The 12,995-nt window shown below is 62.2% G+C and carries 10 protein-coding genes; all 10 read right to left on the bottom strand.

Annotated features, from left to right (window positions below; all coding sequences use genetic code 11):
* Positions 1-3: 3 nt before the first annotated feature.
* Positions 4-1,572 (bottom strand): SpoVR family protein, encoded by a 1,569-nt coding sequence (locus ACNFCI_RS18885; protein WP_084856190.1) that lies wholly within the window; start codon positions 1,570-1,572, stop codon positions 4-6.
* Positions 1,569-2,840 (bottom strand): YeaH/YhbH family protein, encoded by a 1,272-nt coding sequence (locus ACNFCI_RS18880; RefSeq protein ID WP_084856188.1) that lies wholly within the window; start codon positions 2,838-2,840, stop codon positions 1,569-1,571. The genes ACNFCI_RS18885 and ACNFCI_RS18880 overlap by 4 nt, the downstream gene beginning before the upstream one ends.
* A gap of 139 nt (positions 2,841-2,979) precedes the next feature.
* Positions 2,980-4,902, bottom strand: coding sequence for a PrkA family serine protein kinase (locus tag ACNFCI_RS18875; RefSeq protein ID WP_416768104.1), 1,923 nt, complete (start codon positions 4,900-4,902; stop codon positions 2,980-2,982).
* A 285-nt stretch (positions 4,903-5,187) separates the two neighbouring features.
* Positions 5,188-5,517 (bottom strand): thiosulfate sulfurtransferase GlpE, encoded by a 330-nt coding sequence (gene glpE / locus ACNFCI_RS18870; protein WP_084856184.1) that lies wholly within the window; start codon positions 5,515-5,517, stop codon positions 5,188-5,190.
* A gap of 41 nt (positions 5,518-5,558) precedes the next feature.
* A complete protein-coding gene (locus ACNFCI_RS18865) occupies positions 5,559-6,398 on the bottom strand; it encodes a symmetrical bis(5'-nucleosyl)-tetraphosphatase (RefSeq protein WP_084856182.1) in 840 nt (279 codons plus the stop codon).
* The gene (gene apaG, locus ACNFCI_RS18860; protein WP_084856180.1) at positions 6,398-6,778 is read right to left on the bottom strand and encodes a Co2+/Mg2+ efflux protein ApaG; all 381 of its coding nucleotides are present in this window, start codon (positions 6,776-6,778) and stop codon (positions 6,398-6,400) included. The genes ACNFCI_RS18865 and apaG overlap by 1 nt, the downstream gene beginning before the upstream one ends.
* A 201-nt stretch (positions 6,779-6,979) precedes the next feature.
* Positions 6,980-7,780 (bottom strand): 16S rRNA (adenine(1518)-N(6)/adenine(1519)-N(6))-dimethyltransferase RsmA, encoded by an 801-nt coding sequence (gene rsmA / locus ACNFCI_RS18855; protein WP_084856177.1) that lies wholly within the window; start codon positions 7,778-7,780, stop codon positions 6,980-6,982.
* Complete coding sequence (pdxA, locus tag ACNFCI_RS18850) at positions 7,777-8,766, bottom strand: 4-hydroxythreonine-4-phosphate dehydrogenase PdxA (protein WP_416768103.1); 990 nt, start codon at positions 8,764-8,766, stop codon at positions 7,777-7,779. Before pdxA ends, rsmA begins: the two co-directional genes overlap by 4 nt.
* A complete protein-coding gene (locus ACNFCI_RS18845; RefSeq protein WP_084856174.1) occupies positions 8,763-10,079 on the bottom strand; it encodes a peptidylprolyl isomerase in 1,317 nt (438 codons plus the stop codon). Before ACNFCI_RS18845 ends, pdxA begins: the two co-directional genes overlap by 4 nt.
* Positions 10,060-12,903 (bottom strand): LPS-assembly protein LptD, encoded by a 2,844-nt coding sequence (locus ACNFCI_RS18840; protein WP_416768102.1) that lies wholly within the window; start codon positions 12,901-12,903, stop codon positions 10,060-10,062. Before ACNFCI_RS18840 ends, ACNFCI_RS18845 begins: the two co-directional genes overlap by 20 nt.
* Positions 12,904-12,995 lie beyond the last annotated feature (92 nt).

Raw genomic sequence — 12,995 nt, 5'->3', positions numbered from 1 at the left:
TGCTCAGAGATGATGCACCACGGCAAGATCCATACGGCCGTACTCACCCGCTTCGTTCTGCTCGCCTCGCGGCGGCATGTGGTGGGTTTTCATGACCTGGTCGCCTTGGACGGTTTCCAGGTGGATATCGAAGCCCCACAGTCGATGCAGGTGCCGAAGCACTTCCTCGGTGGAGTCGCCCAGCGGCTTGCGGTTGTGCTGCTGGTGGCGCAGGGTCAGGGAGCGGTCGCCGCGACGGTCGATGCTCCAGATCTGCACGTTGGGTTCACGGTTGCCCAGGTTGTACTGGGCAGCCAGTTGCTCACGGATGATGCGGTAGCCGGCTTCGTCATGGATCGCCGGTACCAGCAGGTCGTCGCGCTGGTCATCGTCCAGGATGCTGAACAGCTTCAGGTCGCGGATCACTTTGGGTGAGAGGTACTGCAGGATGAAGCTTTCGTCCTTGAAGCTGCTCATGGCGAACTTGATGGTGGAAAGCCAGTCGCTGCCGGCGATATCAGGGAACCAGCGCCGGTCTTCTTCGGTAGGGTGCTCGCACATGCGACGAATGTCGGTATACATGGCGAAGCCCAGGGCATAGGGGTTGATGCCACTGTAGTACGGGCTGTCGAAGCCCGGCTGGAACACCACACTGGTGTGGGACTGCAGGAACTCCATGATGAAGCCGTCGGTCACCAGGCCTTCGTCGTACAGGTCGTTCATCAGGGTGTAGTGCCAGAACGTGGCCCAGCCTTCGTTCATCACCTGGGTCTGGCGTTGGGGGTAGAAATACTGGGCGATCTTGCGCACGATGCGTACCACTTCCCGTTGCCAGGGTTCGAGCAACGGGGCGTGTTTTTCGATGAAATACAGGATGTTTTCCTGGGGTTCGGCGGGGAAGCGCACATCATCGCGCTCGTTGCCTTTCTCCGAGCCCTTGGGAATGGTGCGCCACAGGTCGTTGATCTGGCGCTGCAGATGCTCCTCGCGCTCTTTCTGCCGCCGGCGTTCTTCCTCGGCGGAGATGGGGTAGGGGCGTTTGTAGCGGTCCACGCCGTAGTTCATCAGGGCATGACAGGAGTCGATCAGGTCTTCGACGGCATCGATGCCGTGGCGCTCCTCGCATTGAGCGATGTACTGCTTGGCGAATACCAGGTAGTCGATGATCGAGCTGGCGTCCGTCCAGGTGCGGAACAGGTAGTTGCCCTTGAAGAAACTGTTGTGGCCGTAGCAGGCATGGGCGATCACCAGTGCTTGCATGCACATGGTGTTCTCTTCCATCAGGTAGGCGATGCACGGGTCGGAGTTGATCACGATTTCGTAGGCCAGGCCCATCTGGCCACGGCTGTAGGATTTTTCCGTGCTGAGGAACTGCTTGCCGTAGGACCAGTGGTGGTAGCCCAGCGGCATGCCGACGGACGCATAGGCATCCATCATCTGCTCGGCGGTGATCACCTCGATCTGGTTGGGATAGGTATCCAGGGCGTAACGCTCGGCCAGGCGGCTGATTTCGCGGTCATAGGCCTGGATAAGCTCGAACGTCCACTCGGACCCGGTGGAAATGGGCTGGCGTCTCTGCTCTCTGGCGGTCATGTGGCTAACCTGCGCTGGAAGAGTTCACGGAAGACCGGATAGATATCACCGGCCGATACCAACTGCTGCTGGGCGAAGGTGTCGGGGAAGGCTTCGCCGATGCGCTCGTATTCGTACCACAGCGCCTGATGCTCGCGGGGGGTGATTTCCACGTAAGTGTAGTACTGCACGTGGGGCATGATCTGCTTGGACAGGATCTCACGGCAGATCGGCGAATCGTCGTTCCAGTTGTCGCCGTCGGAGGCCTGGGCGGCGTAGATGTTCCAGTCGCTGGCCGGGTAGCGATCGGCCATGATCTCCTGCATCAGCTTGAGCGCGCTGGACACGATGGTGCCGCCCGTCTCGCGGGAATAGAAGAATTCTTCCTCGTCCACTTCCCGGGCGCTGGTGTGGTGGCGGATGAACACCACCTCGATGCGGTCATAGTTCCGCTTGAGGAACAGGTACAACAGGATGAAGAAGCGCTTGGCGATGTCCTTGGTGGCCTGGGTCATTGAGCCCGAGACGTCCATCAGGCAGAACATCACGGCCTTGGAACTCGGGTTGGGTTGCTTGACCAGCAGGTTGTACTTCAGGTCGAAGGTGTCGAGGAAGGGCAGGCGATTGATGCGCGCTTTCAGGCGTTCGATCTCGGCCTCGGTCGCCTGGATATCGGTGAAGTTGTCCGGCTCCTCGACCTTCAAGCGCGCAAGCTCGGCCTGGGCTTCGCGCAACAGCGCACGGCTGCTGCCGGTCAGGGCGATGCGCCGGGCATGGGCCGAGCGCAGGGTGCGGACAATGTTGATGCGCGACGGGTTGCCTTCGTTGGCGATACCGGCACGCACGGTCTTGAAGGTGTCGGCCCCGGTGAGGTGACGTTTCACCAGGTTGGGCAGCTCCAGGTCCTCGAACATGAACTCCAGGAATTCCTCCTGGGTGATCTGGAACACGAAGTCATCCATGCCTTCGCCGGAGTTGCCGGCCTTGCCACGGCCGCCACCACCCCCACCGCCTTGGGGCCGGGGAATGTGCTCGCCGGCGGTGAATTCCTTGTTGCCTGGGTGAATGATGGTCTGCTTGCCGCCACGACCATGGTGCAGCACCGGCTCGTCGATGTCCCGCGACGGGATGCTGATCTGCTCGCCGTGCTCCATGTCCATGATGGAACGGCGGCTCACGGCCTCTTCGACGGCTTTCTTGATGTGCTCACGGTACCGCCGCAAGAAGCGCTGGCGGTTGACCGTGCTCTTGTTCTTGCCGTTCAGGCGTCGGTCGATTACGTAGCTCATGGGCCCTCCAGTAGCTGGGTACAGCTGCAAGCTTCAAGCTACGAGCTGCAAGTAAAAGCAGTCGCCGCCGCCGTGAGCCGTGCGATGCGCACGGCGCACCGCGTCCGGCTCAGGGCTTGCGGCTCGCAGCTTGCCGCTTTTACTGCGATTTCCTGACCCGCAGATACCATTCCGACAGCAGGCGAACCTGTTTGTCGGTGTAGCCACGTTCGACCATCCGGGTGACGAAGTCGTTGTGTTTCTGTTGGTCCTCCTTGCTGGCCTTGGCGTTGAAGCTGATGACCGGCAGCAGGTCTTCGGTGTTGGAGAACATTTTCTTCTCGATCACCACCCGCAGCTTTTCATAGCTCAGCCAGCTCGGGTTCTTGCCGTTGTTGTTGGCGCGGGCACGCAGCACGAAGTTGACGATCTCGTTGCGGAAGTCTTTCGGGTTGCTGATGCCGGCCGGTTTCTCGATCTTCTCCAGCTCCTCGTTGAGGGCGATGCGGTTGAGGATCTCGCCGGTTTCCGGGTCGCGGTACTCCTGGTCCTGGATCCAGAAGTCGGCGTACAGCACGTAGCGGTCGAAGATGTTCTGGCCGTATTCGCTGTAGGACTCCAGGTAGGCGGTCTGGATTTCCTTGCCGATGAACTCGATGTAGCGCGGTGCCAGGTATTCCTTGAGATAGCGCAGGTAACGCTCGCGTACCTCGGCAGGGAACTGCTCCTGTTCGATCTGCTGCTCCAGCACGTACAGCAGGTGCACCGGGTTGGCCGCGATCTCGTGTGGATCGAAGTTGAAGACCTTGGACAGGATCTTGAAGGCGAAGCGGGTCGACAGGCCATTCATGCCCTCGTCGACCCCGGCGGCATCGCGATACTCCTGGATCGACTTGGCCTTCGGATCGGTGTCCTTGAGGTTCTCGCCGTCATACACGCGCATCTTCGAATAGATGTTGGAGTTCTCAGGCTCCTTCAGGCGCGACAGCACGGTGAACTGCGCGAGCATCTTGAGGGTGTCTGGCGCGCAATGGGCCTTGGACAGCGAGCTGTTGACCAGCAGCTTGTCGTAGATCTTCACTTCGTCACTGACGCGCAGGCAGTACGGCACCTTGACGATGTAGATCCGGTCGATGAACGCTTCGTTGTTCTTGTTGTTGCGGAAGGTATGCCATTCCGATTCGTTGGAGTGGGCCAGTAGGATGCCGGAGTAGGGGATCGCCCCCAGGCCTTCGGTGCTGTTGTAGTTGCCTTCCTGGGTGGCGGTGAGCAACGGGTGCAGGACCTTGATCGGTGCCTTGAACATCTCGACGAATTCCATCAGGCCCTGGTTGGCCCGGCACAGCGCGCCCGAATAGCTGTAGGCGTCGGCGTCGTTCTGCGGGAATTCCTCGAGTTTGCGGATATCCACCTTGCCCACAAGCGCCGAGATGTCCTGGTTGTTCTCGTCGCCAGGTTCTGTCTTGGCGATGGCGACCTGGTTGAGGATGGATGGGTAGAGCTTGACCACCCGGAACTTGGAGATGTCGCCGCCGAACTCCTGCAGGCGCTTGGTGGCCCAGGGCGACATGATGGTGTTCAGGTAGCGCCGCGGGATGCCGAACTCTTCTTCCAGGATCGCGCCGTCCTCGGCGGCATTGAACAGCCCCAGGGGCGACTCGAACACCGGTGAACCCTTGATAGCGTAGAAGGGCACCTTCTCCATCAACTGCTTGAGCTTTTCGGCCAGGGACGATTTACCGCCGCCCACCGGGCCCAGCAGGTACAGGATCTGTTTCTTCTCCTCCAGGCCTTGGGCGGCATGGCGGAAGTAGGACACGATCTGGTCGATGCACTCTTCCATGCCATGGAAGTCGGCAAAGACCGGATAGCGACGGATCACCTTGTTGGAAAAGATCCGCGACAGCCTGGAGTTCGTTGAGGTGTCGACCAGCTCCGGTTCGCCGATGGCCAGCAACAGGCGTTCGGCCGCCGAAGCGTAGGCGCTGCGATCCTCTTTGCACAGCTCGAGGTACTCCTGCAGCGAGAGTTCTTCCTGGCGGGTTGACTCGAAACGTTGTTGGAAGTGGCTAAAAATGCTCATGACGTCACCTCGCTCGATACGTGGAGCCGACGCCGGATCAGTCAGCATGATGCTGGCATGCAACCGGGCTGGCCGATTGCTGTATACCCCCCAGAACACCCGTAGAAACGCTACCGATGACCCGCACGCCGGTGTACCGGCTCTCCCCTTTTTTGGATGGCCTGGGCTTAAGGATAGTTGGTTATACGAGAGGTCAAGGGCGCGGGGTCGAGAAGATACTCACGACCGTTCGTCAGGTAAGGCCCGAGCCCGCTCGTGGCGCGGGCTGCGGGAAAATGAAAATTTTTATTCGGCGCCGCCTTGGGCGGTTTCGGCCGGGTAGGTGCTGCGCCACAGCTCGAAGCCGCCATCGAGGCTGTACACCTCGGAAAAGCCCTGGCCCACCAGATAGGCCGCAGCGCTCTGGCTGGAGTTGCCGTGGTAGCAGACCACCAGGGTCGGTGCGTCGAGGTCGGCATTGCGAATGAACTCGGCCACCGAATGGTTATCAAGATGAGTGGCGCCGCTGATATGGCCTGCGGCAAACGCTTGAGGGTCACGAATGTCGACGACCACCGCACCTTGCTCACGCAGGGCCTGGGCCTGCTCGGGAGGGATGCGCTTGAATTCGCTCATGGGGGTGGTTTCCTTCGGGGCTGATCGTTGAGTCTAGTCGGTTATGCCGGTTGGCGCAGGGTGCCGTCGTCGGCGCAATCGCAGCGGTGGAACTCGCCGCTGTCGACGTTGTACAGGGTCATGGCGCCACCCCAGACACAGCCGGTGTCCAGGCCGATCACATCGGGCACATCGATGCGCCCCTCGAGGGCGGCCCAATGGCCGAAGATGATCTTCACGTGGCGCGAACGGCGGTCCTTGTGGGCGAACCAGGGCTTGTAGCCCTTGGGTGCGCTGTCCAGGCCTTCCTTGCTCTTGAACTCGAGCTTGCCCTCGGCGGTGCAGAAGCGCATGCGGGTGAAGTAGTTGGTGATGACCCGCAGGCGTTCGATACCGGCCAGGTTCTTGCTCCACTTTTTTGGCTCGTTGCCGTACATGCCGTCCAGGTAGAGCTTCAGGCGGGTGTCGTCGCGCAGCACTTCCTCCACTTCGGCGGCCAGCTCCAGCGCCTTGCCCAGCGTCCATTGCGGAGGGATGCCGGCATGCACCAGCGCCACGCCGCGTGCTTCGTCGTAGTGCAGCAGCTTCTGCTGGCGCAGCCAATCGAAGAGCTGGTCGGCATCTGGCGCTTCGATGATCTCGCGCAGGGTGTCGCCCTTCTTCAGGCGCTCGACGTTGTGCCAGGCTGCCAGCAGGTGCAGGTCATGGTTGCCCAGCACGCATACCAGCGAGTTGCGCATGGAATAAAGGAAGCGCAGGGTTTCCAGCGACTCCGGGCCACGATTGACCAGGTCGCCCACCAGCCACAGGCGATCCACTGCCGGGTCGAAGTGCACGCGATCGAGCAGGCACTTGAGCGGCTGCAGGCAGCCCTGCAGATCGCCGACGGCGTACACCGCCATCAGTGCAGCGCCCCGGGCACGGCCAGGCGGAATGGCGCGATGGTGGCGTCGAAATGCTGACCGTCTCCGGCCAACATCTGGTAGCTGCCCTGCATGGTGCCGACGCGAGTGGTGAGCACCGCGCCGCTGCTGTAGGTATGGCTGTCGCCTGGCTCGATGAGCGGCTGCTGGCCGACAACGCCGGCACCGCGCACCTCTTCCACTTCACCGTCACCGTTGGTGATCAGCCAGTGGCGCGAGACCAGCCGGGCTTTCAGCGTGCCATTGTTCTGCACCGTGATGGTGTAGGCGAAGGCGAAGCGGCTGTTGTCGGGGTCGGATTGTTCTTTCAGGTAGCGGGTCACGACGCTGACGTCGATCTGATAGCGGGGGTCGGACATGCAAAGGCCTTGGAGGAGCGGACGCAAATACTGCAATGGTTGCAGTCTAGGCCATAGGTGGGGGGGAGGGCCAGTGTGGGGCGCTATGTAACCCACGCGGGCCCTATCGCCGGCAAGCCGACTCCTACCTGTCCTGCGCTGTTTTCAGAGACACCGCGATACTGTGGGAGCCGGCTTGCCGGCGATGGGGGGTAGCCACTATCAGGCTTGTTGCTCGGCCAACTGGTCGGCCAGGCGCACGAAGGCGGCCAGGTCGAGCTGTTCGGGGCGCAGGCTGCCGTCGACGCCGGCGGCTTCGATGGCCTGGTTGTCGAGCAGGCCCTTGAGGGTGTTGCGCAGGGTCTTGCGGCGCTGGTTGAAGGCTTCCCGAACGATGCGCTCGAGTAGGCGTGGGTCCTTGGCCGGGTGCGGCAGGGTCTCGTGGGGCACCAGGCGTACGATGGCCGAGTCCACCTTGGGCGGTGGGTTGAAGGCGCCTGGGCCTACGTTGAACAGGTGCTCGACCCGGCAGTGGTACTGCACCATGATCGACAGGCGGCCCCAATCGCCACCGCCCGGGCCTGCGGCCAGGCGCTCGACCACTTCCTTCTGCAGCATGAAGTGCATGTCGCGGATCAGGTCGGCGTGGTTCAGCAGGTGGAAGATCAGCGGGGTGGAGATGTTGTAGGGCAGGTTGCCCACCACCTTGAGGCTGCGCGCCGGGACGCCCAGTTGGTTGAAATCGAACTTCAGGGCGTCGCCCTGGTGCAGGCGGAAGTTGTCGCGGCCGGCGAACTTGTGCTGGAGGATCGGCACCAGGTCCTTGTCCAGCTCGACGACGTCCAGCTGTGCGCCGCTGCCCAGCAGGCCCTCGGTGAGGGCGCCCTGGCCCGGGCCGATTTCCAGCAGGTGCTCGCCGGGCTTGGCATTGATCGCCCGCAGGATGCGGTCGATGATACCGGCGTCGTGCAGGAAGTTCTGGCCGAAGCGCTTGCGCGCCCGGTGTTGGTATTGCTCGTTCATGGTCGGTTCTCGGCCATCTGGTAGGCGGTTTGCAGGGCCACGCGCAGGCTGCCGGTGTCGACCTTGCCGGTGCCGGCCAGGTCCAGGGCGGTGCCGTGGTCGACCGACGTGCGGATGATCGGCAGACCCAGGGTCACGTTGACGGCGGCGCCGAAGCCTTTGTACTTGAGTACGGGCAGGCCCTGGTCGTGGTACATCGCCAGCACCGCGTCGCAGTGCTCCAGATACTTGGGGGTAAACAGGGTATCGGCCGGCAGTGGGCCACGCAGGTCCATGCCTTGGGCACGCAGGCGTTGCAGTGCTGGCTCGATGATGTCGATTTCTTCGCGGCCCAGGTGGCCGCCTTCACCGGCATGCGGGTTGAGGCCGCAGACCAGGATGCGGGGCTGGGCGATGCCGAACTTGCTCTGCAGATCGGCGTGCAGGATGCGCGTGACCCGCTCCAGGCGCTCGGCGGTGATGGCGTCTGCGATGTCCCGCAGGGGCAGGTGAGTGGTCACCAAGGCCACGCGCAGGCCATGGGTGGCCAGCATCATCACCACCTGGGTGGTATGGGTCAGGTCGGCCAGAAATTCGGTATGGCCGGAGAAGGCGATGCCGCTTTCATTGATCACGCCCTTGTGCACCGGGGCGGTGATCATGCCGGCGAAATGCCCGTCCAGGCAGCCTTGTCCGGCGCGGGTCAGGGTTTCCAGAACAAAGGCGGCGTTGGCCTTGTCCAGTTGCCCTGGCACCACTGGCGTCGCCAGTGGCGTATCCCACACGTACAGGCTGCCGGCGGGGGCCGGCTGGTCGGGCCAGGCATCGGCGCTGACCGGCAGCAGGCTGACAGCCAGCCCCAGCTGCGCGGCTCGCTCGGCGAGCAGGTCACGGCTGGTGATGGCGATCAGGGGGTAGGGCTGGGCCTCGGCGGCCAGCAGCAGGCACAGGTCAGGGCCTATGCCGGCCGGCTCGCCGGGCGTGACGGCGAAGCGCAGGGGCTTCACTGCGCGGCCTGGTCGGCGCCAGGCAGCTTGATTTCAACGTAGGCTTCGTCGCGGATCTGGCGCAGCCAGGTCTGCAGCTCTTCGTCGTACTTGCGGTTGCGCAGCACGGTCAGCGCTTGCTGTTCGCGCGCCTTCTCGGTGCTGTCGGTGGCGCGGCGGCCCAGCACTTCCAGCACGTGCCAGCCGTATTGGGTCTTGAACGGCTTGGTCACCACGCCCTGCTGGGCATTGGCCATCTGCTCGCGGAACTCCGGCACCAGGCTGTTCGGGTCGACCCAGTTGAGGTCGCCGCCGTTGAGCGCGGAACCTGGGTCTTCCGAGAAGCTCTTGGCCAGCTCGGCGAAGTCTTCGCCATTCTGGATACGGTCGTACAGGCGCTCGGCCAATTGCTCGGTCGCCGCTTCGCTGCGGATCTCGCTTGGCTTGATCAGGATGTGGCGTACGTGGACTTCGTCACGCAGCACGTTCTCGCCACCACCGCGTTTCTCCTCGAGCTTGAGGATGATGAAGCCGTTGGGGATGCGGATCGGCTGGGTGATGTCGCCCACCGACATGCTGCTGAGCATCTTGGCGAAGTCAGGTGGCAGCTGGCCGGCCTTGCGCCAGCCCATCTCGCCGCCTTCCAGGGCGTTTTCGCTGCCGGAGCGGGCGATGGCCATCTGGCCGAAATCGGCGCCCTGGCGAAGCTGCTGGTAGATATCGCCGACCTGGCGTGCGGCGGCCTGGATGGCGTCGGAGCTAGCGCCTTCCGGGGTCGGGATGAGGATGTTGGCCAGGCGGTACTCTTCCGACATCTGCATCTTGCCGAGGTCGGAGTTGAGGAAGTTCTTCACTTCCTGCTCGGACACCTGGATGCGCTCGGCCACGCGGCGCTGGCGCACGCGGCTGATGATCATCTCGCGCTTGACCTGCTCGCGGGCATCGTCGAACGACAGGCCGTCATGGGCCAGGGCGGCGCGGAACTGCTCCAGGGACATACCGTTGCGCTGGGCAATGGTACCGATGGCCTGGTTGAGTTCCTCGTCGGTGATGCGAATGCCGGAGCGTTCGCCGATCTGCAGTTGCAGGTTCTCGACGATCAGGCGTTCCAACACCTGCTGCTCCAGGGCGCCGGCCGGAGGCACGCCGCCGCCGCGTTTGGCGATGGTCTGCTGCACTTCGCGCACGCGCTGGTCCAGCTGGCTCTGCATGACCACGTCGTTGTCGACGATGGCCACGATGTGATCCAGGGGAACAGCGGCATGCACCGCGCTGCTCAGCAATACGGCGCCCAGCATCAGCGGGCGCAGGCGATCAATAAGCTTGGTCTTCACGTGTACGGTAACCTTGAATGCCTTCGTCGAGGAACGACTCGACCTTGTTGCCCACAACGCCGCCGAGGCCTTTGAGCACGATTTGCAGGAAGACGCCGTGGTCGCCTTTCTCGTTTTGTGGCAGTGCCTGGCTGAAATCGTCGTAGTCGATCCAGTAGCGGTTGATCAGGCGTAGCTTCCAGCAGCAGTTGTCGTACTCGAAACCGCCCATGGCTTCCAGGGTGCGGTTGCGGTTGTAGTCATGCTGCCAGCGGGCGATCACGCTCCATTGCGGTACGACCGGCCAGATGACCGAGAAGTCGTGCTGCTGGATCTTGTAGTAGTCCTTGACGTAGTTCGGGTCGCCAGGGGTGCCGTAGTCGCCACCGCCTACCTGCCAGCGGCCGGTCAGCGAGTCGTAGCGAACCAGGTCGTTGCGATAGCGGTAGCCCAGGTTGACGATCTTGTTCGGATTGTCTTCCGGCTGGTAGTGGAACATGGCACTGCCGGAGCGTGGCTTGCGGCTGTCCGGGTCCCAGTTGTAGTCGGAGTTGAAGCGCCAGTCGCGGTTGAACGCATACTGGTACTCAAGCGCGTAGGGCGACACATCCGACTGCGCGTCGTCGCGGGTACGCCAGTCGATGCCTGGCATTTGGACCTTGCGATCCTTGAAGTAGAAGGCCTGGCCAATGCTGAAGCGCTGACGCTCGAAACCGTTTTCCTCGATCCAACGGTTGGTCACACCCAACGAGAGCTTGTTCTCGTCACCGATGCGGTCGGAGCCACTGAAGCGGTTGTCACGGAACAGCGAGGCGTAATTGAAGTAGGACTCGCTGGTGTCGAACACCGGAATGTCCTTCTGATCCTCATACGGAACGTAGAGGTAGAACAGGCGCGGTTCGAGGGTTTGGCGGTAGTTCTTGCCGAACCACTGGGTGTTGCGGTCGAAATAGAGGCCGCTGTCGATACTGAACACCGGAACGCTACGGTTCTGGCTGCTGGAGAAGTCGCCGCGCAACTCGCGGGTCGCGTCGCTCGCTGCTGCCAGGTCTGCCTTGCCCTTGCTGTCCAGATCCAAGTCGTAATGGGTGTACACGTATTTCAGCGTCGGCTTGAGGAACCCGTAACTGGCCTCCATCGGCAAGCTAATGGCAGGGGCGATGTTCAGGCGAGTGCCATTGGCGCGCGCTAAACCGAAGATATTTTCATCTAGGCGCTTGCCACCAATGATGTTGCCGGATGCATCCTTAACTGAGCCTGCAGACAGGTCTGGATTTCCGTCCTCATCAAACACCAGATCGTCTTTCAGATCACGATCGAAGCGGACGGCTTCGGTCTTGTAGCTGAAGTCGAAGCCACCTGGATGATACGGCAGCATGCCGTCGAACGTGATCTGCGGCAGCTTGTCGTATGGAGTGATGCGCGAAATGGTCGCCATTTCATACGCATGCGCATTCAACCGTGCCCGATAGCTGTCACCCCGATAGGTAATAGCACCCTGCTGATCCACTACGTCGCGGCTCTCGACCCCAATCTGCCCCGTCTCCAGATCCTGGAAATAGAACGGATCACTGATATCGGTGTAGTCCACCTCAGTCATCAAGCGCGAATCCAGCCCGCCCTTGTGCTGCCAGTTATACATCCAGCGCTTTTCTTTGTAGTCGGTCTGCTCTTTACGATCGTCGTTCTTGTCGTTCAGGTACGCAGCACCGAACTGGCCTTCGCTGGACTTGGTCAGGTAGCGGAACTCGCCTTCCATCAACAAGCCACGCTTGGCCATGTAGCGCGGATACAAGGTGGCGTCGTAGTTCGGCGCCAGGTTGAAGTAGTACGGCGTGACCAGCATGAAGCCGGTGTCGCTGCTGGTGCTGAACGACGGCGGCAGGAAGCCGGACTGGCGACGGTCGTCGATCGGGAAGTAGATGTACGGTGTATAGAACACCGGGAAATCCTTGACCCGCAGGGTGACGTTGGTCGCGGTGCCGAAGCCGGTGGCCGGGTTCAGGGTGATGTTGTTGCCCTTGAGCTGCCACGCATTGCTGCCCGGCTCACAGGTGGTGTAGGTACCGTCCTTGAGGCGGATGATGGCGTTTTCACCACGCTTGGCGTACAGCGCGTTGCCGCGAATGCGCGATTGGTGCATCACGTATTCGGCGTTGTCGACCTTGGCCTCGCCGGTGTCCAGCTGGATCTCGGCCTGGTCGCCGACGACCAGCGAACCCTTGTCGCGCAGCTTGACGTTGCCCTTGAGCTCGCCGCGGTTCTCGGCCTGATACAGGTTGGCCTCGTCGGCCTCGACCTGCATGCTGCCCTGGCGCATGACCACGTCACCGGCGAGGGTGGCGATCTGCTGCTCCTGCTGGTAGCGGGAAACCTTGGCGTTCAGGTAGGTCGGTGACTCATCCTGGGGCGTGGTGTCGTCCATGCCCGGGCGTGTCGGCTCGATATACGCGCCACCGCAGTACGGGCCGGTCTCGGCCAGCTGGGCCGCGGTGAGCTTGTCGCGCGGCACCCAGTCCAGGTGGCTGTAGTCTTCGCTGCGCGACTTCAGGCCACGGCCCTTGCTTTCGGTGACCAGCACCGGCTTGGGTTCGCCGTCGGCATCGGTCTCGGCCACCTGGGCGTCACCGCCGGAGCTCAACGCAGCACCTTCATGCACCGGGCGCGGTGGCAGGTTGCTGGCAGTGGTTTTGGGCTTGCAGTCCCAGCCACCAGAGGCGGACACTTGGCAGTCGAACTGCTCGGCTGCCACCACGTATGACGTGGCCAGAGGTTGCAGGGCCAGCAGGCCGCCAGTCACCAGCAACGGAAACTTTCTACGAAACGCGGGGGATTTCAATGCCATCTTATTAGTCCGGGCTTCCTGCGTGCCATCTGCCCGCGTGTGGGGCCGCACGCCTCTCGATGGTCTGAAAAAGATGCTGGATAATAAAGCAT

This window comes from Pseudomonas sp. NY15356 (assembly GCF_048068175.1).
In the GTDB taxonomy this organism is placed as follows: Bacteria; Pseudomonadota; Gammaproteobacteria; order Pseudomonadales; family Pseudomonadaceae; genus Aquipseudomonas; species Aquipseudomonas putida_K.
The sequence above is the reverse complement of the archived record's forward strand: the minus strand, read 5'-3'. Positions and strand labels throughout refer to the sequence as shown.